28 protein-coding genes are annotated in these 24,663 nt (G+C 63.8%); 26 read left to right on the top strand and 2 right to left on the bottom strand.

Annotated features, from left to right (window positions below):
• Window positions 1-50: 50 nt before the first annotated feature.
• Together RVU70_RS09815 and RVU70_RS09810 are read left to right on the top strand one after the other, a co-directional pair.
• Window positions 51-1,130, top strand: a complete 1,080-nt coding sequence (locus RVU70_RS09815; RefSeq protein ID WP_363345737.1) for a CorA family divalent cation transporter — start codon at window positions 51-53, stop codon at window positions 1,128-1,130.
• 108 nt (window positions 1,131-1,238) lie between these two features.
• On the top strand, window positions 1,239-2,129 hold the full coding sequence (locus RVU70_RS09810) for a GNAT family N-acyltransferase (protein ID WP_363345735.1): 891 nt from the start codon (window positions 1,239-1,241) through the stop codon (window positions 2,127-2,129).
• Between the two features lie 11 nt (window positions 2,130-2,140).
• Here the strand turns inward: RVU70_RS09810 and RVU70_RS09805 are convergent, their stop codons facing one another.
• On the bottom strand, window positions 2,141-2,962 hold the full coding sequence (locus RVU70_RS09805) for a lysophospholipid acyltransferase family protein (RefSeq protein WP_363345733.1): 822 nt from the start codon (window positions 2,960-2,962) through the stop codon (window positions 2,141-2,143).
• A 57-nt stretch (window positions 2,963-3,019) separates the two neighbouring features.
• On the opposite strand from RVU70_RS09805, the gene RVU70_RS09800 reads away from it, so the two are divergent.
• The 19 genes from RVU70_RS09800 to hypE all read left to right on the top strand — a co-directional run bounded on the left by RVU70_RS09800 (window position 3,020) and on the right by hypE (window position 18,411).
• The gene (locus RVU70_RS09800; RefSeq protein WP_363345731.1) at window positions 3,020-3,625 is read left to right on the top strand and encodes a CPBP family intramembrane glutamic endopeptidase; all 606 of its coding nucleotides are present in this window, start codon (window positions 3,020-3,022) and stop codon (window positions 3,623-3,625) included.
• 152 nt (window positions 3,626-3,777) lie between these two features.
• Window positions 3,778-4,029, top strand: coding sequence for a DUF465 domain-containing protein (locus RVU70_RS09795; protein WP_363345729.1), 252 nt, complete (start codon window positions 3,778-3,780; stop codon window positions 4,027-4,029).
• 488 nt (window positions 4,030-4,517) lie between these two features.
• Window positions 4,518-5,603 carry a hydrogenase small subunit gene (locus RVU70_RS09790; protein ID WP_363345727.1) on the top strand — a complete coding sequence of 362 codons (1,086 nt, stop codon included), beginning with the start codon at window positions 4,518-4,520 and terminating at the stop codon, window positions 5,601-5,603.
• 58 nt (window positions 5,604-5,661) lie between these two features.
• Window positions 5,662-7,452, top strand: coding sequence for a nickel-dependent hydrogenase large subunit (locus tag RVU70_RS09785; protein WP_363345725.1), 1,791 nt, complete (start codon window positions 5,662-5,664; stop codon window positions 7,450-7,452).
• An 11-nt stretch (window positions 7,453-7,463) separates the two neighbouring features.
• Window positions 7,464-8,192: a Ni/Fe-hydrogenase, b-type cytochrome subunit gene (gene cybH, locus RVU70_RS09780; protein ID WP_363345723.1), complete on the top strand. Its 729-nt coding sequence runs from the start codon at window positions 7,464-7,466 to the stop codon at window positions 8,190-8,192.
• Window positions 8,193-8,197: 5 nt separating this feature from the next.
• Entirely contained in the window at window positions 8,198-8,758 is a 561-nt protein-coding gene (locus tag RVU70_RS09775; RefSeq protein WP_363351288.1) for a HyaD/HybD family hydrogenase maturation endopeptidase, read from the top strand.
• A 17-nt stretch (window positions 8,759-8,775) separates the two neighbouring features.
• Window positions 8,776-9,000, top strand: coding sequence for a hypothetical protein (locus tag RVU70_RS09770; protein ID WP_363345721.1), 225 nt, complete (start codon window positions 8,776-8,778; stop codon window positions 8,998-9,000).
• A gap of 5 nt (window positions 9,001-9,005) precedes the next feature.
• The gene (hypC, locus tag RVU70_RS09765; protein WP_363345719.1) at window positions 9,006-9,308 is read left to right on the top strand and encodes a HypC/HybG/HupF family hydrogenase formation chaperone; all 303 of its coding nucleotides are present in this window, start codon (window positions 9,006-9,008) and stop codon (window positions 9,306-9,308) included.
• A 9-nt stretch (window positions 9,309-9,317) separates the two neighbouring features.
• Window positions 9,318-9,749, top strand: coding sequence for a hydrogenase accessory protein (locus RVU70_RS09760; RefSeq protein ID WP_363345717.1), 432 nt, complete (start codon window positions 9,318-9,320; stop codon window positions 9,747-9,749).
• A complete protein-coding gene (locus RVU70_RS09755; RefSeq protein WP_363345715.1) occupies window positions 9,746-10,597 on the top strand; it encodes a hydrogenase expression/formation C-terminal domain-containing protein in 852 nt (283 codons plus the stop codon). Before RVU70_RS09760 ends, RVU70_RS09755 begins: the two co-directional genes overlap by 4 nt.
• Window positions 10,594-10,803, top strand: coding sequence for a rubredoxin (locus RVU70_RS09750; protein ID WP_363345713.1), 210 nt, complete (start codon window positions 10,594-10,596; stop codon window positions 10,801-10,803). The genes RVU70_RS09755 and RVU70_RS09750 overlap by 4 nt, the downstream gene beginning before the upstream one ends.
• Entirely contained in the window at window positions 10,793-11,287 is a 495-nt protein-coding gene (hybE, locus tag RVU70_RS09745; RefSeq protein WP_363345711.1) for a [NiFe]-hydrogenase assembly chaperone HybE, read from the top strand. The genes RVU70_RS09750 and hybE overlap by 11 nt, the downstream gene beginning before the upstream one ends.
• Window positions 11,284-12,390: a nickel-dependent hydrogenase large subunit gene (locus tag RVU70_RS09740; RefSeq protein WP_363345709.1), complete on the top strand. Its 1,107-nt coding sequence runs from the start codon at window positions 11,284-11,286 to the stop codon at window positions 12,388-12,390. Before hybE ends, RVU70_RS09740 begins: the two co-directional genes overlap by 4 nt.
• Window positions 12,383-12,724: a hydrogenase maturation nickel metallochaperone HypA gene (gene hypA / locus RVU70_RS09735; protein WP_363345707.1), complete on the top strand. Its 342-nt coding sequence runs from the start codon at window positions 12,383-12,385 to the stop codon at window positions 12,722-12,724. The genes RVU70_RS09740 and hypA overlap by 8 nt, the downstream gene beginning before the upstream one ends.
• Window positions 12,724-13,722: a hydrogenase nickel incorporation protein HypB gene (hypB, locus tag RVU70_RS09730; RefSeq protein ID WP_363345705.1), complete on the top strand. Its 999-nt coding sequence runs from the start codon at window positions 12,724-12,726 to the stop codon at window positions 13,720-13,722. The genes hypA and hypB overlap by 1 nt, the downstream gene beginning before the upstream one ends.
• A gap of 3 nt (window positions 13,723-13,725) precedes the next feature.
• The gene (gene hypF / locus RVU70_RS09725; protein WP_363345703.1) at window positions 13,726-16,017 is read left to right on the top strand and encodes a carbamoyltransferase HypF; all 2,292 of its coding nucleotides are present in this window, start codon (window positions 13,726-13,728) and stop codon (window positions 16,015-16,017) included.
• Window positions 16,008-16,232: a HypC/HybG/HupF family hydrogenase formation chaperone gene (locus RVU70_RS09720; protein ID WP_363345701.1), complete on the top strand. Its 225-nt coding sequence runs from the start codon at window positions 16,008-16,010 to the stop codon at window positions 16,230-16,232. Before hypF ends, RVU70_RS09720 begins: the two co-directional genes overlap by 10 nt.
• Window positions 16,229-17,365, top strand: a complete 1,137-nt coding sequence (gene hypD / locus RVU70_RS09715) for a hydrogenase formation protein HypD (protein ID WP_363345699.1) — start codon at window positions 16,229-16,231, stop codon at window positions 17,363-17,365. Before RVU70_RS09720 ends, hypD begins: the two co-directional genes overlap by 4 nt.
• Window positions 17,362-18,411, top strand: coding sequence for a hydrogenase expression/formation protein HypE (gene hypE, locus RVU70_RS09710; protein ID WP_363345697.1), 1,050 nt, complete (start codon window positions 17,362-17,364; stop codon window positions 18,409-18,411). The genes hypD and hypE overlap by 4 nt, the downstream gene beginning before the upstream one ends.
• Window positions 18,412-18,417: 6 nt before the next feature.
• Here the strand turns inward: hypE and RVU70_RS09705 are convergent, their stop codons facing one another.
• Window positions 18,418-19,635 carry a patatin-like phospholipase family protein gene (locus RVU70_RS09705; RefSeq protein ID WP_363345695.1) on the bottom strand — a complete coding sequence of 406 codons (1,218 nt, stop codon included), beginning with the start codon at window positions 19,633-19,635 and terminating at the stop codon, window positions 18,418-18,420.
• 373 nt (window positions 19,636-20,008) lie between these two features.
• On the opposite strand from RVU70_RS09705, the gene RVU70_RS09700 reads away from it, so the two are divergent.
• The 5 genes from RVU70_RS09700 to RVU70_RS09680 all read left to right on the top strand — a co-directional run bounded on the left by RVU70_RS09700 (window position 20,009) and on the right by RVU70_RS09680 (window position 24,658).
• On the top strand, window positions 20,009-20,668 hold the full coding sequence (locus tag RVU70_RS09700) for a peroxiredoxin (RefSeq protein WP_363345693.1): 660 nt from the start codon (window positions 20,009-20,011) through the stop codon (window positions 20,666-20,668).
• A 337-nt stretch (window positions 20,669-21,005) separates the two neighbouring features.
• The gene (locus RVU70_RS09695) at window positions 21,006-21,248 is read left to right on the top strand and encodes a hypothetical protein (protein ID WP_363345691.1); all 243 of its coding nucleotides are present in this window, start codon (window positions 21,006-21,008) and stop codon (window positions 21,246-21,248) included.
• A 66-nt stretch (window positions 21,249-21,314) separates the two neighbouring features.
• The gene (locus tag RVU70_RS09690) at window positions 21,315-22,142 is read left to right on the top strand and encodes a cytochrome c oxidase subunit II (RefSeq protein ID WP_363345689.1); all 828 of its coding nucleotides are present in this window, start codon (window positions 21,315-21,317) and stop codon (window positions 22,140-22,142) included.
• Between the two features lie 60 nt (window positions 22,143-22,202).
• Window positions 22,203-23,963: a cbb3-type cytochrome c oxidase subunit I gene (locus tag RVU70_RS09685; protein ID WP_363345687.1), complete on the top strand. Its 1,761-nt coding sequence runs from the start codon at window positions 22,203-22,205 to the stop codon at window positions 23,961-23,963.
• Window positions 23,960-24,658 (top strand): cytochrome c oxidase subunit 3, encoded by a 699-nt coding sequence (locus RVU70_RS09680; RefSeq protein WP_363345685.1) that lies wholly within the window; start codon window positions 23,960-23,962, stop codon window positions 24,656-24,658. The genes RVU70_RS09685 and RVU70_RS09680 overlap by 4 nt, the downstream gene beginning before the upstream one ends.
• Window positions 24,659-24,663: the final 5 nt, after the last annotated feature.

The raw sequence follows: 24,663 nt of genomic DNA, 5'->3' as shown, positions 1-24,663 counted from the left end.
CCGGAGAAGCTCTTTTTGCGTGGCTTGGGTTCCTGTGGAATTAAAGCCCAATGAAAGATACGACAGCTATCCTTCCGGATTCACTCATCCCCGGCGCCTTGTGGATGATGCGCTTCGACGAGCAAGGCTTCCTGATTCGCCGGGCGGAAGAGCCGGCGGCGTTTCACGTCCCGACTGAAGGTTTCGTCTGGCTGCATATGGACCTCGCGGATGTCCGCGCGAGGCCCTGCATCAACCAGATTGCGTCGCTATCGGATAACGCTCGTGCGGCGCTTTGCGCAGCGGTCGACCACCAATATCTCGAATACGCGGACGGCTTGGCCAGTGGGGCTTTGCTCGATCATGAGCGCACGCTGGCCGGACCCGCTTCTCGCACGGATTTTCTTCGCTTCGCGTTCGGCGAAAGATTGATCGTCACCGCCCGCCGTCGACCGATGAACTGCGTCGAGCACACCCGCATCGCCGCTCAACGCGGCGCGCGGGTTGAGACGCCGCTCGCGCTGTTCGAATTGATGACCGGCGCAGTCATGTCCGAACTTGGTCGCATGATTAAAGAGATCGATCTGAATTTCGACCGCATCGAAGATCATCTGATTGATGGACGGGGCCGCGAGGCCCGTTCCTCGCTGGGGTCGGTACGGCGCGACGCGGTGCGGATTTCCCGCCAGATCGGCGGCCTGGCGTCGACCCTGGCGCGGCTGGAGGACATTGAAGACGATCTGAATGATACGCGGGACGATGCGTTGCGGGAGGCCGCGGCGCGGCTCGTCCAGCATACGGAATCGCTCGTCAGGGAGGTCTCCAACGTGCAAGAACGCGCGCGACTTCTGCAGGACGAGCTGAACGCCATTCTCAACCTCGAGACCAACGACAGGCTCTTCGTTCTGACCCTCGTCACAACGCTGCTCCTGCCCGCCACATTCGTCACGGGCTATTTTGGGATGAACACGAAGAACCTGCTGTTTTCGGAAAATGAGAATGCAAGTCTCTATGCGACGCTCATGTGCCTTGCCGCCTCCGCGATCGTTCTCTTTTTTATGAGACGCTCCGGTCTCACGCAGCGACCCGGTTCGGAAGCGGAGAGGCAGCGCAGTTCGACGGAAACGACCCCATCGGAGCGTAGTTTCTAAAGCGTCGCGACGCGCCTTGCCAGCGGCGTCCCTGTCGAAGAGAAAGTTCGTCACAAAAGCTTCGCCCGGAGATGCTTTCTCTGGCGCGTGCCGTGAGGGAACACCGGGATGTGGATGTTGGACGCTCGCCTTGGCCAAAGCATAGCAAGCCTGACCGGATTTCAAACGCCAGAGCCCACCAAGCAAGCGCTCGAAGACAGTCTCGGTCGACTCGGGTCTTTGGAAGTTCGGCTGGCCCGCGGAAAGAAGGAAATCCGCAAGGCTCAGCGTCTGCGCTTTGAAGTGTTTTACAAGGAAGGCGGCGCGATCCCCGACGCAAGAACCGCTTTTACGCGACGAGACGCGGATCGATTCGACAAATATTGCGACCATTTGATCGTCATTGACCACGGTTTCAAGACGCGATTCGGCAAAACCAAGTCGAGGATCGTGGGCGTCTATCGGCTTTTGCGCGGCGACATGGCTGAGAAGGCCGGGGGCTTCTACTCCGAGGCGGAGTACGATCTGTCTCCCTTGCTGGCGCGCCATAAGGGGAAGCGCATTCTCGAGCTCGGACGCTCATGTGTCCGCTCGTCGCACCGATCGAAGCGCACGATCGAAATTTTGTGGCGCGGGCTTCTCGCCTATATCCGCCTTCACCGCATCGACGTCATGATCGGCTGCGCAAGCTTTCCGGGCGCGAGCCCTTTTGCGCATGCGCAGGCGTTGAGCTATCTTGCGCATTACGCGAGCGCCGAGGGCGAATGGGCGGTGAGAGCCCGTAACGATCTCTACAGGCCCATGGCGATGGCGCCGAAGGAGTTGATCGACGCGGATAAGGCGCGAGACGCGCTTTCGCCCTTGATTAAAGGCTATCTGCGCCTTGGCGCCCGTTTCGGCGACGGCGCAGTCGTCGACGTCGACTTCAACACGACGGATGTATTCGTCGTCATGCCGGTTGCTGAAATCGGCGCCCGTTACATCGACTATTTCAGCGGCGCCGGGCGACGGGCGGCATAAGCGCCATAAATTTAGAATTCGGTCGAGGCCGTCTCCAGCCGGCGGACCGGGGCCCTGCCCCGCGCTCCGCGCATTTGCGGCGGGAGCATGCCGCTCACCTGCGCCTGCGCTTCGGCCGCGAGCGCCTTTCGGTCTTTGCCGCGCGCTTCGATGCCGCGACCGAATACCACGTGACAGCGTACGCCTCCGCGCTTCATCAGGCGCCACAGATGCGGAAGAAACGTCATCGCGCCGTACCAGCCGACATCGATCGGGGCTTGGCCGTCGGTGTAATAGAGCGCGACGGGCGCGACCATGGCTCCTGTTGCACAGGCTGCGTCGAAATGCGCCGATTTGAAGCGCGGCGGCGTTGCGCCATCGGTCGAGGTTCCCTCCGCAAAGATGACGAGGTCGCGCTTGTCCCGCAGCGCGGTCACAAGCGCCCCGTTGACGCCGGGGATTTCCTGTCGCGCGCCGCGCGCCACGAACACCGTGCCTTGGAGTTGAGCCAGCAGCCCGAGCACCGGCCAATGGGCCACCTCCTTTTTCGCCAGAAAGACGAAGGGATGCAGGCTCGCAAGCGCGATGATATCCGTCCATGAAAGATGGTTCGCCACGACGAAGCGCGGCCGGTGCGCAGGCAGGGCCCCCGCGGGCGTCACTTCTATTCCTATGACGCCGCACATCAGTCGGCAAAAGGCTTTCGGTATCGCATGCTGCATCGCCCAGCCGCGACGCCGCGCCAGCGCCTGAACCGGGGCGGCAATCAGGAGAGCGGCGACCATGGCGAGCACGAAGACGGCGGCGCGAAGATAGGGCATGGCGCGTAGATGAGAGGCTTCTACGACGCCCATGTGACAAATCCGCAGAGCCAAAACGGAACGACGTCCGGCCCGTCGTGTTGATCTCGCATGACCGTCTTGCCTCGCCCGCGGCCGCTTGTCGCGTTACTGGTCTACGCTCTCCTACTGCTTGGGCCTTCCGCCGCGATGAGCGCAGGGGTGCTGCCCTTTGAGCTGCGCTTCCATGTCCTCGTCGTGGCCTCGAGCGTCTGCATCGTCCAGTGCGTCGCTTCCGGCTATTCTTTGGCCGACTTGGGCCTCGCCGAACGCGGCGACCGACGCCACTGGGTCAGCGGCGGACTCCTGTCCGTTTTTCTCATCGCTGTCGTGTATCTCGAGGCAAGAATGCTTGCTTCTTCCCATTCCTCGCCCGATTGGCGGCTTTTCGCGCCGTTTTACGTCTTCATATCGAGTCCCTGCCAGGAAATCGTCTGTCGAGCGGCGCCGAGACTGCTCGCCGAGCAAGTCGGCGCCAGCGGGCCGACTTATGTCCTGTTCTCCTCCGTCGCCTTTTCCCTCATGCATGCCGCTTACGGCGATCCCCTCCTGCTCATCAATACGTTTCTGGCAGGCGTCGCCTGGTCGACCGATTATCTGCTCACGCGAAACCTTTGGCCGCTGATCGCCTCGCACGCCGCTGTCGGAACCTTCGCATTCTGGATTGGCGTCGCCTGACCAAGAGCACAAGCTCAACGCATTGGGTGCGCCCGCGCCGCAGCGGCCGATCGGGCCCTTGGATCGTCGAGATCCGCGCGCATATAATTGGAGATAGGCTGGAGGCTTCGAGCGACTCCGCTCCGGAGCTGAAAAGAAGGGAGCGCATTGTCATGATGCGAGTTCCACACGAGCTGAGCGACGACTTCTCGCAAGAAATCGACCTTATCGAGCGCATGAAAGAAACCGACCATCGCTTCGCTCGGCTTGCAACCAACTATGAAGACGTGAACCGCGAAATCTTCAGCATCGAGTCCGAGGAACATCCGACGACCGACGAGGTTCTCGAGACCCTGAAGAAACGCCGGCTCCTTCTCAAAGACGAAATTGCCGAAGTTCTCAGGAATCTGCATCGCAGGATGTAGCTCCGCGGCATAAGCGCGAGACCCGATCGAAAAGCCGAACCTTCGGCGCGTCATCCTGCGCGCCGGCCGGCTTTCAATGAAAGACGCCGGCGAAGCCCGGATCGAAAGCGGCCCACCCTCACGGCTGTACGAGCGGGATTGATGGCGACAAATCCCGGGCTGCCGCTCGCGGGCCTGCATTCCAAGTCACCTGGCGGATTTTGCCTGCCGGAACGGCTGAGCCGCTGTGCTCACGATGGCTGCGCTCTTCGGCGCCGCAAAACCGACGCCCGTGAGCGGTTCACGACAATTTTGTCTAATAGTGCACAGGCTTGTCGCTTTTCCGCGACAGGCGCCTCGGTTAGCCTCAGCGCGCTGCGCCGTAAAATAGTTCGGGGTGCGGCGAAGCTTCGCATTGGCTCAGTCCTTGCAGCGTGTTTAGCTGCACAGAAGCGGACTCCGCCCCAAAAAAACGGAGCCGCCTGAGGAAACCTTTTCCGGGGAAGGGCATGCCCGCCATCGAATCCTTTTACGACGTCATCCGGCGTCAAGGTGTCACCCGTCGCAGTTTCACAAAATTCTGCTCCCTGACGGCCGCGAGCCTCGGTTTCGGGCCCGTGGCGGCGTCGAAGATGGCGCACGCGCTCGAGAATAATCCGCGCGTGCCCGTAATATGGATGCACGGACTGGAGTGCACCTGCTGCTCGGAAAGCTTCATCCGTTCGGCGCATCCCCTGGTGAAGGACGTCGTCTTGTCGATGATTTCGCTTGACTACGACGATACGATCATGGCGGCGGCCGGCCATCAGGCGGAGGCGATCCTCGAGGAAACCAAAGAGAAATATAAGGGCAAATATATACTTGCCGTGGAAGGCAATCCGCCCCTGAACGAAGGCGGCATGTTCTGCATCGACGGCGGCAAGCCCTTTGTCGAAAAGCTGAAATGGATGGCGCAGGACGCCATGGCCATCATCGCCTGGGGAGCTTGCGCCTCCTGGGGCTGCGTTCAGGCGGCGGCGCCTAATCCCACTCAGGCGACCCCTATCGATAAAGTGATCAGGGACAAGCCGATCATCAAGGTTCCCGGCTGCCCGCCAATTGCGGAAGTGATGACGGGCGTCGTGACCTATATCACCACCTTCGGCCGGCTGCCGGAGCTCGACCGCCAGGGGCGGCCGAAAATGTTCTATTCTCAGCGCATTCACGACAAGTGTTATCGCCGCCCGCATTTCGACGCCGGCCAGTTCGTCGAGGAATGGGACGACGAAGCCGCGCGAAAGGGCTATTGCCTTTACAAGATGGGCTGCAAGGGCCCAACGACCTATAACGCCTGTTCGACGGTGCGCTGGAATGGCGGCGTGTCCTTCCCCATTCAGTCGGGCCACGGCTGCATCGGCTGTTCCGAAGAGGGCTTCTGGGACAAGGGGCCGTTCTACGAGCGCCTGTCGACGATCCGCCAGTTCGGCGTCGAGAAGAACGCCGACGAGATCGGCATGGCCGCCGCCGGCGTCGTCGGCGCCGCCGTCGCGACGCATGCGGCGATCACCGCCGTCAAGCGTGTCGTCGCCAAGCGTCCCGACAAAGAGACCGTCTGATCCCGTTTCTCTCCCCGCGGCGCCCGACAGGCGCTCCGCGGACCTCTAGGATTTCGTCATGGGCGTCCAGACTCCGAACGGCTTCAATCTCGACAATTCCGGCAAGCGCGTCGTCGTCGATCCCGTCACCCGCATCGAAGGCCATTTGCGGCTGGAGGTGAATGTCGACGAGAACAATGTCATTCGCAACGCCGTCTCGACCGGCACAATGTGGCGCGGCATCGAGGTCATTCTCAGGAATCGCGACCCCCGCGACGCCTGGGCCTTCACCGAACGGATCTGCGGCGTCTGCACCGGCACCCATGCGTTGACCTCGGTGCGGGCGGTCGAGAACGCGCTCTCGATCAACATACCCGAGAACGCCAATTCGATCCGCAACATCATGCAGCTGACCCTGCAGGTGCATGATCACCTGGTGCATTTCTATCATTTGCACGCGCTCGACTGGGTCGACGTGGTGTCCGCGCTGTCGGCGGATCCCAAGGCGACGTCCGCCCTGGCGCAGTCGATCTCCCCCTGGCCCCTCTCCTCTCCTGGCTACTTCAAGGACCTTCAGACGCGGCTCAAGAAGTTTGTCGAATCCGGCCAGCTCGGGCCGTTCAAGAACGGCTACTGGGGGCACCCCGCCTATAAGCTGCCGCCGGAGGCCAATCTCATGGCCGTGGCGCATTATCTGGAGGCGCTCGATTTCCAGAAGGACATCGTCAAGATCCACACGGTCTACGGCGGCAAGAATCCGCATCCCAACTGGCTGGTGGGCGGCGCGCCCTGCGCCATCAATGTCGATGGCGCGGGCGCGGTCGGCGCGGTCAATATGGAGCGGCTGAATCTCGTCTCCGAGATCATCGACCGCTCGATTGAATTCGTCGAGCAGGTTTATATCCCCGACCTCGTCGCGATCGCGGGTTTCTACAAGGACTGGCTCTATGGCGGCGGCCTCTCCGGCAAGAGCGTGATGAGCTATGGCGACATTCCCGAGCACGCCAATGACTATTCCGCCAATAACCTGCTCTTGCCGCGCGGCGTGATCCTCAACGGCAATCTCAACGAGGTCTTGCCGATCGACCAGGCCGATCCGGACCAGATCCAGGAATTCGTGACGCATTCCTGGTACAAATATCCCGACGAAACCAAGGGACTGCATCCCTTCGACGGCGTCACCGAGCCTAATTACAAACTCGGCCCCAACGCCAAGGGCACGCCGACCAATATCGAGGCGGTCGACGAAGGGGGGAAATACAGCTGGATCAAATCGCCGCGCTGGCGCGGCAACGCCGTGGAGGTGGGGCCGCTCGCCCGCTACATCATCGGCTATGCGCAGGGCAAGCCGGAGTTCAAGGAGCCGGCCGACAAGCTGCTCCAGACGCTCGGCGTTCCGGTCACGGCGCTGTTCTCGACGCTCGGCCGCACGGCGGCGCGCGGCCTCGAGTGCCAGTGGGCGGCGCATAAGCTCCGCTACTTCCAGGACAAGCTCGTTGCCAACATCAAGGCGGGCGATTCATCGACCGCGAATGTGGACAAATGGGAGCCGAAGACCTGGCCGACGGAGGCCAGGGGCTATGGCTTCACCGAGGCGCCGCGCGGCGCGCTCGGCCACTGGATCAAGATCAAGGACGGCAAGATCGACAATTACCAGTGCATCGTGCCAACCACGTGGAACGGCAGTCCGCGCGATCCCAAGGGAAATATCGGCGCGTTCGAAGCGGCGCTGATGGACACGCCCATGGCGGATCCGGGAAAGCCGCTCGAGATCCTGCGCACGATCCATTCCTTCGACCCCTGCCTCGCCTGCTCCACGCATGTGATGAGTCCTGACGGGCAGGAAATGGCGTCGGTGAAGGTTCGCTAGGGGAGGCGCTCATGTTCGACAGCGTCCATGTCTCGGGGGTCGGCGACGCGCATGGCGCGCGCGCCGTTCAACGCCAGACCGTATATGTCTATGAGGCGCCGGTGCGCATCTGGCACTGGGTCAATGCGCTGTGCATTATCGTCCTGTTCGTCACGGGCTATTTCATCGCGAGCCCGCCGCCGAGCGCGCCCGGCGAGGCCAGCGCCCATTTCCTCATGGGCTACATTCGCTTCGCGCATCTCTCGGCGGGACAGATCCTTGCCGTCGCCTTTCTCTTGCGGCTCTACTGGGTTTTCGCTGGCAGTCCGCACTGCCGGCAGATCTTTTACGTGCCCTTCTGGAGCAAAGACTTTTGGTGGGAAGTGCTGCACGAGGCGAAATGGTATCTCTTCCTCGCCAAGGCGCCGAAGAAATATGTCGGCCATAATCCGCTGGCGCAGTTGATGATGTTTTCCCTGTTCACCGTGCCGATCGTTTTCATGATCGTGACCGGCTTCGCGCTCTATTCGGAAGGCGAAGGGATCGACTCCTGGCAGCACAAGGCTTTCGGCTGGGTCTTCCTAATCTGGCCGAATAGCCAAGAGGTGCACACTTTCCATCATCTCGGCATGTGGGCGCTCGTCGTCTTCACGATCATTCACATCTACGCCGCGGTGCGTGAGGACATCGTAAGTCGCCAAAGCATCATCTCTTCGATGGTGACGGGCGAGCGCATCTTCAGAGACGAAGAAGCAGCGTGACGACGATGAGCGCGCCACGAATCCTCGTTCTCGGCATCGGGAACATCTTGTGGGGAGACGAAGGCTTTGGCGTGCGCGCCGCGGAGGCCTTTCATCGGCGGTTCTCAGCGCCGGAGAACGTAACGATCCTCGACGGCGGCACGCAGGGTCTTTATCTCGTCCATTTCGTGGAGGAGGCCGATCGCCTTCTCGTTTTCGACGCCGTCGATTACGGCCTGGCGCCGGGCGCGCTGAAAATCGTGCGTGACGACGAGGTTCCGAAGTTCACGGGCTCGAAGAAGATGAGCCTGCATCAGACCGGGTTCCAGGAGGTGCTCAGCGCCGCCGATCTTCTCGGCCGCTACCCGGAGAAAATCGCGCTCGTCGGCTGCCAGCCCCTCGACCTCGAGAACTGGGGCGGGCCGCTCACCGAGCCCGTGCACGCCGCCATCGCGCCAGCGATCGACGCCGCCGTTGCGTTGCTCGCCGAATGGGGCGTCGCTTTGACGCCGCGCCCGCCGTCCGAATGCGCGCCGGCGCTGCTCGCAAACGACATCGACCATCGAAGCTATGAAAGGCGCCTCTGAAGGACGGAGGAGAGGGTATGAATCTATTCTCAAGAACTGGCGCGGCGATGTTGCTCCTGGCCGCCGCAATGTGTGGCGCCCAGGCGCATGAGGGCTCCCACCTTCATCCTCATGTCGTCGCCGACACGGCGGCGCAGCCATTGCATCCGGCGCTCGTTCTCGCGCTCGTCGCAGCGCTGTGGCGGATGGGCCTTTTCGCCACTGAGGCCGCCGGCCGGGCTTTGCGCCGGCGGCGCGGCTGATATCCATGTGCCTCGGTTTTCCAATGACGGTTCTCTCGGGCGACGCCGCGCAGGCGATCTGCGCGCGCAAGGGCGAGACGGCGGTCGTCTCGATGCTGCTCGTCGGCGCCCAACCACCGGGCGCGCGCGTGCTCGTTCATCTTAGCGCCGCCATGCGCGTTCTCGACCCGGCCGAGGCGGCGGCGATCGACGCCGCGCTCGACGGGTTGGAGGCGGCGCTGAACGGAGAGGGTTTCGAGCATTTCTTCGCCGATCTCGTCGATCGTGAACCACAACTCCCGGCCTTCCTGCACAAACCGAGAGACTAGGAGAGCGTCATGCCATCATCCGGCGTTTTGGAGCGCGCCGGCGTTCCGATCATCGACGAGAGGAGCGCCGCGGATGCGCTCGGCGGCGGCCGCAACGAAGCAGTGCTTCTGTTCTTCCCCGGCGATCCGGCGCAGCGGCCCGAGACCGCCGACGTCGCGGTGATTTTCCCCGAGCTTCTGGCTGCTTTTCAGGGACGTTTGCGGGGCGCGGTCGTCGCCTTGGGGGCCGAGCGCACGCTCGGACAGGTCTATCACGTCGACGTCTTCCCCTCTCTCGCGGTCATCCGCGCCGGCGTGACGATCGGCGTCATTCCGCGGGTCCGCGACTGGGCGGATTATGTGCAGAAGATCGAGGCGTTCCTCGATCCGGCGGCGCAACCGCTCGCACAAGCTGCGCCACGGGTCGCCATCACCTCCGCTTACAAGGGAGCGACAGCGTGAAAGTCGGTTTCTGGGTCGCGCCGGAAGGCGCCGAGGAAGCGGTGACGCTTGCAAAGATCGGCGGCGACGATGCGCTTGCGGATACGCGCCGTATCAATTTTCTCGCGACGCGCTCGGCCGAGGAGCTGATCGCGCGCTGTCCTTCCGTCGCCGGCCTCCTGCCCCGGGTCGCCGACGCGCTCGCCGCGCAGAAGGCGTCGGCGCCGGCGCGCCTCTTCGACATCACCGACCTCCCGGCGGATGATCGGGAATTGCTCTCGCAATTGCTCGGGGCGGGCGAGGTCGCCGGCGTCGCCGCGCTGACGGACGGCGTCGTGGCGCAAATTCAGGAGTCGGTTTTGGCCGGCTTGTGGCGCGTGCGCTTCACCGACGAAGGGGGCGCGTGCATCGCCGATTATCTGGAAATCGCGGCCATACCGCAGGCGGTGCGCAAAGCGGCCGAACTCGCCAGGACAATAATCGACATCGGCGTCCCGCCCGCCGACGCGATGAACGTCATGCCTCTCCTCGCTGAAATCCGCGCCCGCCGCGCTGCGCATCGGCCCGGCGATCCGCCGCATGTCATCAATTTCTCGCTGCTGCCGGTCAATGAGGCCGATATGCAGTTTCTGCAGCAGACGCTCGGCGACGGGCCTGTCCGCCTCGTCTCGCGGGGCTACGGAAGCTGCCGGGTCCATGCGACGGGCGTTCGCAACGTCTGGTCGGTGCAGTTTTTCAACGCGATGGACGCGATTATTCTCGATACGCTGGAAATCGGCGACCCGCCGCTCGCGGCCTGCGCGGCGGACGAGGATTTTCACGACTCGGCCGAGCGTCTGCGCGAAATTCACGAGGCCTACTTTCAATGAGCGTCGACCCCTCCCGCTCGGAAGACGCCGCCGCGACCGAGCGCATGGAGTGCGGCGTGTGCTGGAGCGTCTATGATCCGGCGGAAGGCGATCCCGTCTGGCAGATCCCGCCGGGCACGCCTTTTTCACGATTGCCGGAGGAGTGGCGCTGTCCGACATGCGACGCGCCGCGCGACAAATTTCTGCGATTCCGCCATGAGGGATGAGGCGGCGCAGGCGATCGGCGCGCGACTCGCGTCCCTTTACGCCGAGATTCGTTCGGGACCCATGCAGGGCGTCTCGATCTGCAACGCGGCGCTCGACGTGGAGGCGGTCGGTTTTCGCGGCTTCGGCGAGAGAGCCCTCGGCGTGATCGTAACGCCCTGGTTCATGAATCTTGTTTTGGCGGCGGCGCCGGACTCTCCGCAGGAGGGGCGTCCTGGCGGCCGTCTGTCCATCACCCTGCCCGCCGGGGACGTCGAATTCATTTGCGGCGCCCTCGAGGGATTCGGCGTGATATATTCCTGCTCCCTGTTTTCGCCCATGTTCGGATTCGCAGACATGGCGGCGGCGCGGGAGACGGCGGCCGCGGCCATTTCGGCGCTGTTCAATCCAGCCATGCTGGACGAGCTCGGGCCGGCGCCCGCCAGCGTGGATCGCCGCGCCCTGCTGCGCGGGCAATTGGTCAGCGCCAAGGAGGCGCCGCCGTGAACGCGCCCGTTGGGACAGGCCTGATCCAGATCGGCCTCGACATCGACGCCGACGGGCGCGCGGCTTCCGTCATGATCCAGTCGACGCGACCGGCGGAACTGGCCCCCCGCCTGTTTGCCGGGCGTAACGACGAGGAAATTTTCGCGCTTGCGGGTCAGCTCTTCACCCTCTGCGGCTTTTCGCACCAAATCGCGGCGCGGTGCGCCATCGCCGCCGCGAGAGGAGCCGAGACAACGTCTACCCAGTGCGACGTCATCGGGCTCGCCGCTGAGCACCTGTCGGAATCGCTGCGCGCGACGGCGCTGGGCTGGGCGTCGGATGTGACCGCCATCGCCACGCCCCTGCGCGAGGCCATGTCGGCCTCACGCGTCCTCGCGAACCAATGCCGGCGCCAGGCGCCGCTCGCGGAACTGGCGCCCGCCGTCGACCAGCTCTCGAATGCGGCCAAAGCCTTTGGCGTGGTCGCTGAGGGCCGGCCAGCGCCAAAGCGCGGAAGCTTTCTTGCGGCTCTTCTTGACGACGCGCAGCGCCAAACCTTTCTTCGCACAAAGGCGCCCGACGCGCTTTCGTCGTCGGACGACTTCGCCGTCGCGCAGGCGCTCGCGAAAGGCGGGGCGCGCTTCGCCGCCCTGCCGGCGCTGCCGGGGCGCCGCATCGAAACAGGCGCCTTCGCGCGCCATTGGCGCGAAGCCCAGACCGACGCCGGCTCGGGGCTGGCGGCGCGGCTGGCCGCGCGCATCGTTGCAATGCAGTCGGCGCTTTCATCGATGCAGGAGGCGCTCACCGGGCTGTGGCGCGACGACGCCGGCGAATGGATGGCCGCCGGCGCGCTTGGCGCGGGAGAGGGATTCGCCGCAGTGGAGACGGCGCGCGGAAGATTGTATCATTGGGCGAGGCTCGACGCGGACGGCCGGGTCGGAGAATATGCAGTGGTCGCGCCGACCGAATGGAACTTTCATCCTGCCGGGCCTTTCGCAGAGGCGCTTCTCGGGGCGCGCATCAGTTCGGGCGCCGCGGCGCGCCGCCGCATCGGCCAGCTTGCGGCCGTCTTCGACCCTTGCGTCGCCTTCGAGATCGACCTTCGGGAAGTGGCCCATGCATGAGATGGCGCTGACCGAGAGCATCGTCGACATCCTCAGCGAGGAGGCGCGCCGACAGGGCTTCGGGCGGGTGCGCGTCGTTCGGCTCGAGATCGGGGCGCTCGCGCATGTCGAGCCGGCGGCGTTGAGCTTTTGCTTCGACGCGGTCGCGCGCGGCACGGTGGCGGAAGGCGCCGCGCTGGACATCATTCGCGCGCCGGGCGAAGGTTGGTGCCTCGATTGCGGGAAGACGGTTCCGCTCACTGAGCGCTTCGGCGCTTGTCCCGATTGCGGCGGGCGACGTGTGCAGATGACGTCGGGCGACGAGCTGCGCATTCAAGAACTGGAGGTCGACTGATGTGCACGGTATGCGGCTGCGGAACGACGTCGATCGAAGCGGGCGAGAGGCAGGCCGGACGGACGGAGACGGCGGAGGGTCCTCACCGCCACGTCCACGACCATACCCACCCTGATCATGAGCACGACCATCGCCCTCATCATGACGCCCATGGCGATCGTCATGATCCCGATGGGCGCGCCCCTGCCCACTCGCAGGCCCACTCGCATGCCCACTCCCACGCCCACTCGCATGCCCACTCCCACGCCCCTGGCGCCGATGTCGTCGACTTCGGCGCGGGATTGGCCGGCGTGCATGTTCCGGGGCTGAGTCAGGACCGGATCGTCCGAATTGAACGCGACATCCTGTCGAAGAACGACGCCTATGCCCGGGACAACCGCGCTTTCTTCGCCGCGCGCGGCGTACTCGCGCTCAATCTCGTCTCGAGCCCCGGCTCGGGCAAGACCACCCTGCTCGTGCGGACGATCGACGACGTAAAACTGAAGTTCCCGGTCGCGGTCATCGAAGGCGATCAACAAACGTCGAACGACGCCGAACGCATCCGCGCGACCGGCGCGCCGGCGATTCAGATCAACACCGGCAAGGGGTGTCATCTCGACGCCCATATGGTCGGCCATGCGCTCGAGACGCTCGACCTTTCCAGGGGCGGCGTTCTCTTCATCGAAAATGTCGGCAATCTCGTTTGTCCGGCCGCATTCGATCTCGGCGAGGCGCACAAGATCGTCGTTCTCTCCGTCACGGAAGGGGAGGACAAGCCGCTCAAATATCCGGACATGTTCGCCGCCGCGGATCTGATGCTCTTGAACAAGGCCGATCTGCTGCCGCATCTTTCCTTCGACGTCGGGGCCTGTCTCGCCAACGCCTTGAGGGTCAATCCGCGCCTGCAGACGCTCGTGGTCTCCGCCCAGACCGGCGAGGGCATGGCGGCATTCTATGCCTGGATCGAGGCGCGGACCGGCGTCGCGGCGTCGCGCGCGAGCGCCGCGAGAGCCGGGTGACGCATGGCGCGCGCAGGGACCCGCCAGGCCCGGCCCGACTCGGCGGCGCGCCTGCGCCTGCGCGTGCGGGGGGCCGTGCAGGGGGTCGGCTTCCGGCCCTTCGCGCAACGGATCGCCGCGCGCTACGGTTTGACCGGCTTTGTGCAGAACGACGCCAACGGCGTGCTCCTGGAAATCGAAGGCGCGCAATGTGGGGCCTTTCTTGCGGCCCTAGAGGCCGAAGCGCCGCCTCTCGCCAACATTGAGTCCGTCGACGTCGAGCAAATCGACGCGCGCGGCGACTGCGCCTTCTCGATCCTTCAGAGCGCCGGCGGCAAGACCAAGACCCGCATCGTCGCCGACGCTGCGACCTGCCCCGACTGCCTCGAGGAGCTCTTCGACGCGTCGAGCCGGTTTCACCTCTACCCTTTCCTCACCTGCACCCATTGCGGGCCGCGCTTCACGATCGCCTCGTCCCTGCCTTATGACCGCGCGCGGACCTCGATGGCCAATTTTCCTCTCTGCCCGCGCTGCGAGGCGGATTATCACGACCCGCACAGCCGCCGCTTTCATGCCGAGGCGATCGCCTGCCCCGCCTGCGGGCCACGGCTCGACGCCGATGTCTCGACGATCGTCGAGGCGCTGCGCCAGGGCGCGGTCGTCGCGCTCAAAGGGATCGGCGGCTATCACCTGATGTGCGACGCGCGAAATGAAGGCGCCGTCGCCTCGCTGCGCCAGCGCAAGGCGCGGGACGCCAAACCCTTTGCGGTGATGGCCGCGAATTTGGCCTCAATCGACCGCATCGCCGCGCCGACGCCGGCCGAGCGCGCGCTGCTCGCCCATCGGGCCACGCCGATTGTGCTGATGCGTTCCACTGACGCCCTCGCGCCTTCAGTCGCTCCGGGCCTCGGTCGCATCGGCGTCATGCTGCCCTATGCGCCGCTGCACCATCTGCTGTTCCACGCGGCGGCCGGCTACCCGTCGTCCAACGACTGGCGCGGCGCAGCTCAGGGCTTCGTGCTGGTGGCGACGAGCGCCAATCGCGGCGGCGAGCCTCTCGTCGTCGATGATCACGACGCGCGGCGTCGTCTCTCGGGGATTGCCGACCTGATCGTCGGGCATGACCGCGCCATCGTCGCCCGTGTCGACGATTCCGTCATGCGCATCGTCGACGGCGCCCCGGCCTTTCTGCGTCGCGCGCGCGGCTTCGTTCCGGACCCTGTCGATCTGAAGACAGAGGGGCCTTGCGTCGTAGCGGTCGGCGGCCATCTGAAATCGACCGTGACAGTGGCTCGCGGCCGCGAGGCTTTTATCTCGCCGCATATCGGCGATCTCGACGACGCCGAAAGCATTCGCTTCTTCGAGGAAAGCTTGCGCCGCCTCCTGTCGCTCCTCGATGTCGAACCCGACGTCGCCGCCTGCGACCTTCATCCGGACTTTTTTTCGACGCGATTTGCGGAAGAGACGAATTTGCCCCTCCAGCGCGTTCAGCATCATGCGGCGCATGTCGGCGCGATCGCCGCGGAGCACGGGGTCGACGGGCCGCTGCTCGGCGTCGCGCTCGACGGCTATGGGATGGGCGACGACGGCGGCGCCTGGGGCGGCGAACTCATCCTGCTCGATGGCGCGCGGTGGACGCGGCTCGGCCATCTTGCGCCCCTCCCCCTGCCTGGGGGCGACCGCGCCGCGCGCGAGCCCTGGCGCATGGGCGTCGCCGCCTTGGCGGCGACCGGGCGCCTCCACCGGGCGCGAAATCTCTTTCCCGACGCGCCGCTTGCCGGGCAACTTGCGGAACGGTTGCGTCGCGACGCCGAGCCCACGACAACCAGCATGGGGCGGCTGTTCGATGCGGCTGCGGCGCTCGCCGGAGTCTGTCGCGAACAACGCTACGAAGGACAGGCGGCCATGGAGCTGGAGGCCCTCGTCCGCACGCCGCGTCACATGGCTGAGAGCTTTCAACTCAGCGGCGGCGTCCTTGATTTCTCCCCGCTCCTCGCCTTTCTCGCTGACGAACGGCCGGGGCCCCGGGAGGCGGCCGAATATTTCCACGGCGCGCTCATCGAGGGCTGCGCCGCCTGGATTGAACAGGAAGCGCGCGCGCGAGGCCTCGCCCGCATTGCGCTCGGCGGCGGCTGCATGATGAATATGATACTGGCGGAAGGGCTGAGCGACGCCTTGCGGGCGCGGGGCCTCAGCCCGATGCTCGCGCGCGCCGCGCCTTGCAACGATGGCGGCCTTTCGCTCGGCCAAGCGGCGATCGCGCGGGCGGCTTTCGAGACGGGCGGCGTAAGGAAAGAGAACGCGGCATGTGTTTAGCCATCCCCGTGCGCGTCATCGAGCTCCTGCCGGAGCAGATGGCCAAAGTCTCGCTCGACGGCGTCTCCAAGACGATTTCCACCGCGCTCGTCGACAATGTCGCAGTGGGCGATTATGTGATCTTGCATGTCGGCTTTGCGCTGTCGAAGGTCGACGCCGAGGAGGCGGAGCGAACGCTCGCGATGATCCGGAACATCGCCGAGGACGCGCCATGAAATATGTCGACGAATTCCGCGACGGAGAACTCGCGCGCGGCATGGCGCGGCGGCTGGCCAAAATTGTGCGACCCGACCGCGACTATAGGTTCATGGAGTTTTGCGGCGGCCATACCCATGCGATTTCGCGCTACGGCCTCGAGGACCTGCTGCCAACCAATGTGCGCATGATCCATGGCCCGGGCTGCCCCGTCTGCGTCCTGCCGATCGGGCGGATCGACGCGGCGATCGAACTTGCCCGCAAGCCCGAGATCATCCTGTGCACCTATGCAGATCTCATGCGCGTGCCGGCGTCGGGCGGCGACAGCCTCTTGAAAGCGAAGGCGGCCGGCGCCGACATTCGGATGGTTTACTCCACGCTCGACGCGCTTCGCATCGCCGAGACGGAGCCGCAACGGCAAGTCGTGTTTTTTGCGATCGGGTTCGAGACGACGACGCCGCCGACGGCGCTCGCAATCCGTCTCGCCGCGCGAAAGCAGCTTTCGAACTTCTCCGTCTTCTGCAATCACGTGCTCACGCCCGCCGCGATGCGCGCCATCCTGACAAGTAAGGATGACCGCGTCGAACTCGACGGCTTTGTCGGCCCGTCGCATGTCTCCGCCGTCATCGGAGTCACGCCCTACCGCTTCGTCGCGACGGAGTTCGAGAAGCCGCTCGTCGTCACGGGCTTCGAGCCGCTCGACGTCATGCAGGCGATCGTCATGCTGACGACGCAGGTGAACGAAGGGCGCTGCGAGATCGAGAACCAATATGGCCGCGCCGTGTCGCCACAGGGCAATCTGAAAGCGCAGGCCGAGATCGCCGACATCTTCGACCTGCGCGAGAGCTTCGAGTGGCGCGGGCTCGGCGAAGTCCCGGCGAGCGCCCTGCGTTTGCGCGAGACTTACGCCCAGTTCGACGCCGAGCGTCGCTTCGCCGTTGAGACGCCGGTCGCCCGCGATAACCCCGCCTGCGAATGCGGCGCGATCCTGCGAGGCGCCAAGCGCCCCCACGACTGCAAGCTCTTCGGGACGGTCTGCACGCCGGAAACGCCGATCGGCTCCTGCATGGTGTCGTCGGAAGGCGCCTGCGCCGCGCAATGGACCTATCGGCGCTTCGATGAGCCGACGCGCGAGGAGAGGATGGCCTCGTGACGAGCGTCAAAGCCTATCGCCGCAAGCTCGATCTCAAGAGCGGGCGCGTCGATCTCTCGCATGGCGCGGGCGGCCGGGCGATGTCGCAGCTCATTGCCGAGATTTTCCATGCGGCGCTCGACAATGAATGGCTGCGACAGGGAAACGATCAGTCGATCTTCGACGCGCCCAAGGGCCGCATGGCGATGACGACCGACGCTTTTGTCGTCTCGCCGCTGTTCTTTCCGGGCGGCGACATCGGCTCGCTCGCGGTGCATGGCGCGATCAACGACGTCGCCATGTCGGGCGCCAGGCCGCTCTATCTCTCGGCGAGTTTCATCATCGAAGAAGGCTTTGCGCTCGCCGATCTGGCGCGCATCGCAGAGAGCATGGGCGCGGCCTCGCGCGCCGCCGGCGTTCCGGTCATCACCGGCGACACCAAAGTGGTGGAGCGCGGCAAGGCCGATGGCGTCTTCATCTCGACCGCCGCCGTTGGCGTCGCGCCCGAAGGGCTCGAACTATCCGGCGACAGGGCGCGGCCGGGCGATCTCGTACTGCTCTCGGGCTCGATCGGCGATCATGGCGTCGCCATCATGTCGAAGCGCGAAAATCTCGAATTCGAGTGCGAAATTCTTTCGGACTCGGCGCCGCTGCACGGCCTCGTCGCTGAGATGGTCGCCGCGGCCGCATCGTCGCTGCGTCTCATGCGCGATCCGACGCGCGGCGGCCTCGCCGCGACATTGAACGAGATCGCGCAACAGTCGGGCGTGGGCTTCCGCATCGACGAGACCGCGATCCCGGTCAAACCCGAGGTCGCGGCCGCCTGTGAACTGCTCGGCCTCGATCCGCTCAATGTGGCGAACGAAGGCAAGCTCGTCGCCGTCGTCGCGCCGGAAGCGGCGCAGGCGCTGCTCGACGCCATGCGCGCGCACCCTCTGGGCCGTGACGCCGCCATCATCGGCGCCACGGTCGCTGACGATCGGCGCTTCGTTCAGATGAGGTCGTCCTTCGGCGGCTCGCGGATCGTCGATTGGCTTGCGGGCGAGCAGCTGCCGCGGATTTGCTGATCTGCGCTACTTCTTGGCCTGGAAGCCCGGCGGCGCATGCTCCCAGGGATAGCCCGCGACGGCCTTTTCATAGGCGTAGTGATAAAGCGCGCGCATATAGGCCTGGCTGAATTCTTCCGGATGGGGCGCGTGAAAATCAGCGCCGATATAGGCGACGTTGAATCCTGCGCCGGCCCGCTGGGTGACGAGATACATGCGGTAGAGATCGCCCACGCCGTTATAATTGATCATCGTCGAGACGGCCTTTTCGGCGATCGGCAGCGTGGCCTGTTCGACGTCGGTATATTCTGTCGTCAAGCGTGAATTGCGGACGATGTACGCGACTACGCCTTTTCGTTTATATCCAGAGCGGTTGAGCGTGTCCCGGGTGTTCAGCGACGGGGGCACGAGAAAGGCCTGGCTTACGGCGCCGCCATCGACATGGAGCTCCTGATAGGATCGGCCATCCGCCTCCACATCGAACAACACGGGCGGAAAGGCGGCCGGAATCGAAGCCGAAGCGAGGAGAATATGGCGAATGAGATTGGGCGCGCCGGGGTGGCCGCTCGCCGCGATGGCGCCAATATTCCAGATCGACGGCCGCCCGGCGTCGAGATCGGTGGTCTGGATCAGCAGCAGCCGGCCCTTCTGATATTCGGCGGCGATGCGGGCGAGCATCGCATCGTCGAGATAATGCGCGATCGTGTCATAGAGCGGAGTTGAGTCCGAGAGGGCGTCCTGCGCGAGCGCCGCATAGGGAACGAAGCGCTTTTCGTAAACGCGCGAAGGATTGATGTTCGTGTAAACATCCGTGAGCGCTGCGTCATAGTCTGGCCCGAGAAAGGCGAAGGGCGCGATCAGCGCGCCGGTGCTCACGCCCGTGACAAGCTTGAATTGCGGCCTGTCGCCGCGCTTCGTCCAACCGGTGAGGAGGCCCGCGCCGAAAGCGCCATTGTCGCCGCCGCCGGAAAGCGAGAGAAGATGCGCCGGCGGGAGCACGCCGCCCTTAGACACGCCGAGCGCCCGCGCCTCACGCTCCAGCGCGCGCTCCTGCTCGGCCGCCATGGCGACGGGATCATCTACGAAAAAGCGCGCATTCGGCAGACCGAGAACGACCGTGCGGCCTCTCTCCGACGCCGGAACGACAGCGCGCGGCGCTAGAGAGCCGCAGGCGGAGACGGCCAGCGCGGCGAGACAGATGCAAACGGGCGCCAGCAGGCTGCGACGCGAACTCACACGAACCATCAACCGCCCATTCTGCTTCAAATACACGCAACTGCTTGTGACGACGGCGTAACCAGGCGACCCGGCCCACGACGGCCATCAGCCCGGGTCGATAAGCGGCGTGATCTTCACAATTTTGCTGTTTCGGGTCAAGGGCGGAGGCGTAAGCTTAGTCCTCCCCAGCCTGGACGAAGCGGGTCAGGGCGCAGTCCCCATCATTGCTCAGCTTCTGCAAAAAAGGCTTTGGCCTAAAGCCGCCCCTTGTCGCACGGGCGCTGGGCACAATTCTAACGGCTAGGCTGGCGGACTCAGGCTCGGCGAGTCCCGGTCGTCGCAATGCGTCGGAGGAGCCACGGCGCAGCTGGTTCGGACGGCTCCTGCAACGGAGGTCGAGATGTCTTTCCAGATAGGCGACACCGCCCCTGATTTCGAAGCGGAAACGACACAGGGACGCATCCGGTTTCACGAGTGGATCGACGGCTCTTGGGTCGTCTTTTTTTCCCATCCGAAGGATTTCACCCCGGTTTGCACGACGGAGCTCGGCTATGTCGCGAGGATCAAGCCAGAGTTCGACAAACGCAACGTCAAGCTCATCGGGTTGAGCGTCGATCCCGTCGACAACCATGCCAAGTGGGCCGCTGATATCGAAGAGACGCAGGGCATCGCCCCAAATTATCCAATGATCGGCGATCCCGACCTGCGCATCTCGAAGCTCTACGGAATGCTCCCCGCGAGCGCGTCGGGCGATGCGAGCCAACGCACGCCAGCCGACAACCAAACCGTGCGCAATGTGTTCGTGATCGGGCCGGACAAGAAGATCAAGCTTGTTTTCGTCTATCCGATGACGACGGGCCGCAACTTCGATGAAGTGTTGCGCGTGATTGACTCGCTTCAGCTGACCGCGAGCCATCGGGTCGCGACGCCGGTCAATTGGCGGCCCGGCGAGAACGTGATCATCGCAGGCTCGGTTTCTGACGAGGAAGCCAAGAAACTCTACCCGGACGGGTGGCAAGCGCCGAAGCCCTATCTTCGCATTGTGCCTCAGCCGCGCTGACGTCGAATACAGGGGCGCCGGCCGATGACGTCCGGCGCTCCCTCCGCTCTCGTCGCAACGGACGCGGCGCCCGTGCGGCGCTCACAATGCGCCCGCGAGGCTCGGCGCCGCCATCTCTGCGCGCCGGTCTTATTTATCCGAGTCTTGCAGACCCCCGTTGTTTGGATCGCGCGCCTTTTGCCGACGCGCGGCGTCCGCGCGCACAAGAACTCCTAAAATCCGTCTCCGCGCATGTCCCGTGGAGCGCTCGGCAAGACGTTTCCCAAGAACCTTTTCCCGCGCCTCCGCGTTAGGTGAAGCAATGGCTTGCGGGTCCAGCAAAAACGGAGACTGAGCAATGATCGCCGTCGAAATGCTTTATCTTACCGCGCTTCTGAGTGGATTCATCGGGCTGATTGCGCTTATGGCGCTTACGCGCCCGGCGGCTAAATCGCTGGGGACATTTCCGGGCATGCTGAGCAATCTCATCGTGATCATGGCTGTTGTCTCCGTCTCCGCCTTCTTCATCTATGCGCTGAGCCCTCGAAACGCCGCGCGGGCGGTGTATGGCGCCAATGTCAGCGATAGTCTGCGCGGGTGAGCGGATCGTTGCCTGGGCGTCTGCCTGCTCTACTTTCATGAGGCGGCTGCTGAGAGGTGAACCCGCATGCTCGTCGCTCTGATGATGGTGCTCGTTGTGGCGGGGTCGCTGCTGTTCCATGTGCTGAGCCCCTGGCGCGCGACGCCGATCGCGTCGAACTGGGGGTTTATCGATGGCACCATGGCCCTGACGTTCTGGATCACCAGCGCGGGCTTTGTCGGCGTCATTTTGTTCATGGCTTACTGTCTTTATCGCTTTCGCAGCGAGCCAGGACGCCTTGCGACCTATGAGCCAGAGAACCGCAGGCTGGAGCTGTTGCTCGGCGCCGTGACCAGCGTGGCCGTGGTCATTCTGCTCGCTCCGGGCCTCGCCGTTTGGGGCCGGTTCATCACGCCCCCGGAAGACGCGATGGAGCTCGAGGCTGTCGGGGTTCAGTGGAACTGGAGCTTCAGACTTCCGGGCAAGGACAGGAAATTCGGCGCGAGCGACGTCCGCTTCATCGAGGGAGCCAACACCCTCGGCGTCAGCCCCGCCGATCCGCGCGGAGAGGACGATCTCATCGTGACAACTGGAGAAATTCACGTGCCGCAAGGTAGGCCCGTCAAGGTTCTCTTGCGTTCGATCGACGTCTTGCACGATTTTTACGTTCCGGAAATCCGAGCCAAGATGGATCTCGTTCCGGGAATGGAAACCTATTTCTGGTTCACGGGGACGAAAGCGGGTCAGTATGAAATTCTCTGCGTCGCCTATTGCGGCACCGGCCATCCGCAAATGCGGGGGACGCTCGTTATCGACACGGATGCGGACTACGAGCAATGGTTGGATAAGCAACAGACTTTTGCACAGACCCGCAGAAGCGAAGCTGCACGGGAGCGGCGGGCGTCGAGCCCGTGACGTTGCGTCCCGAGCGAGCAGCCTGTCGGCAGCGCAAACACGCGTCAGGAGCTGATTTCGATGGCAGACGTTTCGGTAGAGCAAGGCGCCGTTTCGCCGCAGGAAGTCGAAGACGTCGAACTCTATCATCCTAGAACATGGCTGACGAAATACGTCTTTTCACAAGACGCCAAAGTGATCGCCATCCAATACGCCGGCACTGCAATTGCAATCGGCTTGCTGGCGCTCGTCCTTTCCTGGGTGATCCGGCTTCAACTCGCCTTTCCAGGCGCCATCCCGTTCATCGATGCGACCGTCTATTACCAATCCGTGACCATGCACGGCATGATTATGGTCGTCTATATGCTCACGGCGATCTTTCTGGGCGGCTTCGGCAATTATCTCATTCCCCTGATGGTCGGCGCGCGGGACATGGTCTTTCCTTTCGTCAATATGCTCAGCTACTGGGCGTATTTGCTCGCGACGCTCGTCCTCGCCGCAAGCTACTTCGTGCCTGGAGGGCCGACTGGAGCGGGATGGACGCTTTACCCGCCGCAATCCATCCTGACCGGCACGCCCGGACATGAATGGGGCATCATATTGATGCTCGTGTCGCTCGTTATCTTCATCATCGGCTTCACGATGGGCGGCCTCAATTACGTCGTCACCGTCTTGCAGGGCCGCACGCGCGGGATGACGCTCATGCGGATGCCGCTCACCGTCTGGGGCATCTTCACCGCGGCGGTGATGGCGCTGCTGGCGTTTCCCGGCTTATTCGTCGCCTGCGTCATGCTGTTGCTTGACCGCACCCTGGGGACGAGCTTTTTCGTGCCGGCGATCGTGGAGATGGGCGAGCGTCGCAATTACAGCGGCGGCAGTCCCATTCTCTTTCAGCATCTTTTCTGGTTCTTCGGCCACCCGGAGGTCTATATCGTCGCGCTTCCGGCGTTCGGCATGGTCTCGGATCTTATCAGCGTGCACGCAAGAAAGAATATTTTTGGCTACCGCATGATGGTCTGGGCCATTCTTGCCATTGGCGTGCTGAGCATGGTCGTCTGGGGCCACCACATGTATGTCAGCGGAATGGACCCCATTTTTGGATTCTTTTTCGCCATTACAACGCTCGCGATCGCCGTCCCGACCGCCCTGAAGGTCTATAATTGGGTGCTGACGCTCTGGCGCGCGAATTTGCGCTTTGATACGCCCATGCTTTTCGCGCTGGGCTTTCTCGTTACCTTCGTCAACGGCGGCATAACCGGGCTCTATCTTGGCAACGTGATCGTCGACGTGCCGCTCTCCGGCACGCTTTTTGTCGTCGCACATTTCCACATGGTCATGGGCATTGCGCCTGTTCTGGTTATTTTCGGGGCGATCTACCACTGGTACCCGAAGATCACGGGGCGAATGATGGACGAACGCCTCGGCAAAATCCATTTCTGGATCACCTTCCTCGGCGCTTACGCCGTTTTCTTTCCCATGCATTACCTCGGCCTCATCGGAGTTCCGCGCCGGTTCTACGACATGAACGATGTGTCCTTTGTCCCGAGTTCGGTCGTCGATCTCAATATTTTCATCACCGTCATGGCGATCTTCGTCGGGTTCTCACAAGGATTGTTTTTCTACAACGCGCTTCGCAGTCTGAGGCGCGGCGCGCTGGCGGGGGGAAACCCCTGGAGGGCCGCCTCGCTCGAGTGGCAAACGCCCGAGACGCCGCCGGGCCACGGCAATTGGGGCAAGGATTTGCCGATCGTTTATCGCTGGCCATACGCCTACAGCGTTCCCGGGGCGCCGGACGACTTCATTCCTCAAAACGCCCCCCCATCGCAGGGAGAGCGCGAATGAGCCTCATGGGGCCGTTTTTCATCCTGATCGCTTCGCTTGCCGCGCTGTGGCTGTGGCGGGAGGGCGTGACCGAAGCCCCTTGGCTTCATGAAGGAGAACTGCCGTCCTATCGCAGCAGACGACCAGGCTCGACGCCGGCACGGACTGGTCTCATTATCTTTATGACGGTCGCAACATGTCTGTTTTTATTGCTGACAGCTTCCTTCTTCATGCGCATGGAGTCGCTCGACTGGCAATTGCCGCCGCCGCCGCGCATCCTTTGGCTCAACACCGTCGCGCTCGTCGCCAGCTCCGCGTCCTTGCACATCGCGCAGTCCGCAGCGAGGACACGTCAAGCCTTGCGGATGAAGCGTGCGCTCGCGGCCTGCGCAGCAACGAGCTTTCTTTTCCTGATCGGCCAGCTTTGGGCTTGGCGCGACATGGCGGCGAATGGCTACTTCGTCTCGACGAATCCGGCGAACGCCTTCTTCTACCTCCTGACCGCGGCCCATGGGCTTCACCTTCTCGGAGGCCTTGTCGCCCTCGCCACGCTCATCAATCGCGCCCAGCGCGCCAACCCCAAGGAATTGACGAGCGCGATCCGGCTTTGCGCCACTTACTGGCACTTTCTTCTGGGGGTCTGGCTCGTGCTGTTGACCCTCCTGTTCGGCTGGGCGGATAATTTCGGCGTCATCTGCCGCCGGCTGCTGACTTGAGATTG

The organism is Methylocystis echinoides, assembly GCF_040687965.1.
GTDB classification, from domain to species: Bacteria; Pseudomonadota; Alphaproteobacteria; order Rhizobiales; family Beijerinckiaceae; genus Methylocystis; species Methylocystis echinoides_A.
The sequence above is the reverse complement of the archived record's forward strand: the minus strand, read 5'-3'. Positions and strand labels throughout refer to the sequence as shown.

Excerpts from the sequence above, each read along its gene's own strand:
- RVU70_RS09815 (WP_363345737.1), top strand. The coding sequence starts at position 51 with ATGAAAGATACGACAGCTATCCTTCCGGATTCACTCATCCCCGGCGCC.
- RVU70_RS09810 (WP_363345735.1), top strand. The coding sequence starts at position 1,239 with ATGTGGATGTTGGACGCTCGCCTTGGCCAAAGCATAGCAAGCCTGACC.
- RVU70_RS09805 (WP_363345733.1), bottom strand. The coding sequence starts at position 2,962 with ATGGGCGTCGTAGAAGCCTCTCATCTACGCGCCATGCCCTATCTTCGC.
- RVU70_RS09800 (WP_363345731.1), top strand. The coding sequence starts at position 3,020 with ATGACCGTCTTGCCTCGCCCGCGGCCGCTTGTCGCGTTACTGGTCTAC.
- RVU70_RS09795 (WP_363345729.1), top strand. The coding sequence starts at position 3,778 with ATGATGCGAGTTCCACACGAGCTGAGCGACGACTTCTCGCAAGAAATC.
- RVU70_RS09790 (WP_363345727.1), top strand. The coding sequence starts at position 4,518 with ATGCCCGCCATCGAATCCTTTTACGACGTCATCCGGCGTCAAGGTGTC.
- RVU70_RS09785 (WP_363345725.1), top strand. The coding sequence starts at position 5,662 with ATGGGCGTCCAGACTCCGAACGGCTTCAATCTCGACAATTCCGGCAAG.
- cybH (WP_363345723.1), top strand. The coding sequence starts at position 7,464 with ATGTTCGACAGCGTCCATGTCTCGGGGGTCGGCGACGCGCATGGCGCG.
- RVU70_RS09775 (WP_363351288.1), top strand. The coding sequence starts at position 8,198 with ATGAGCGCGCCACGAATCCTCGTTCTCGGCATCGGGAACATCTTGTGG.
- RVU70_RS09770 (WP_363345721.1), top strand. The coding sequence starts at position 8,776 with ATGAATCTATTCTCAAGAACTGGCGCGGCGATGTTGCTCCTGGCCGCC.
- hypC (WP_363345719.1), top strand. The coding sequence starts at position 9,006 with ATGTGCCTCGGTTTTCCAATGACGGTTCTCTCGGGCGACGCCGCGCAG.
- RVU70_RS09760 (WP_363345717.1), top strand. The coding sequence starts at position 9,318 with ATGCCATCATCCGGCGTTTTGGAGCGCGCCGGCGTTCCGATCATCGAC.
- RVU70_RS09750 (WP_363345713.1), top strand. The coding sequence starts at position 10,594 with ATGAGCGTCGACCCCTCCCGCTCGGAAGACGCCGCCGCGACCGAGCGC.
- hybE (WP_363345711.1), top strand. The coding sequence starts at position 10,793 with ATGAGGGATGAGGCGGCGCAGGCGATCGGCGCGCGACTCGCGTCCCTT.
- hypA (WP_363345707.1), top strand. The coding sequence starts at position 12,383 with ATGCATGAGATGGCGCTGACCGAGAGCATCGTCGACATCCTCAGCGAG.
- hypB (WP_363345705.1), top strand. The coding sequence starts at position 12,724 with ATGTGCACGGTATGCGGCTGCGGAACGACGTCGATCGAAGCGGGCGAG.
- hypF (WP_363345703.1), top strand. The coding sequence starts at position 13,726 with ATGGCGCGCGCAGGGACCCGCCAGGCCCGGCCCGACTCGGCGGCGCGC.
- RVU70_RS09720 (WP_363345701.1), top strand. The coding sequence starts at position 16,008 with ATGTGTTTAGCCATCCCCGTGCGCGTCATCGAGCTCCTGCCGGAGCAG.
- hypD (WP_363345699.1), top strand. The coding sequence starts at position 16,229 with ATGAAATATGTCGACGAATTCCGCGACGGAGAACTCGCGCGCGGCATG.
- RVU70_RS09705 (WP_363345695.1), bottom strand. The coding sequence starts at position 19,635 with ATGGTTCGTGTGAGTTCGCGTCGCAGCCTGCTGGCGCCCGTTTGCATC.
- RVU70_RS09700 (WP_363345693.1), top strand. The coding sequence starts at position 20,009 with ATGTCTTTCCAGATAGGCGACACCGCCCCTGATTTCGAAGCGGAAACG.
- RVU70_RS09695 (WP_363345691.1), top strand. The coding sequence starts at position 21,006 with ATGATCGCCGTCGAAATGCTTTATCTTACCGCGCTTCTGAGTGGATTC.
- RVU70_RS09690 (WP_363345689.1), top strand. The coding sequence starts at position 21,315 with ATGCTCGTCGCTCTGATGATGGTGCTCGTTGTGGCGGGGTCGCTGCTG.
- RVU70_RS09685 (WP_363345687.1), top strand. The coding sequence starts at position 22,203 with ATGGCAGACGTTTCGGTAGAGCAAGGCGCCGTTTCGCCGCAGGAAGTC.
- RVU70_RS09680 (WP_363345685.1), top strand. The coding sequence starts at position 23,960 with ATGAGCCTCATGGGGCCGTTTTTCATCCTGATCGCTTCGCTTGCCGCG.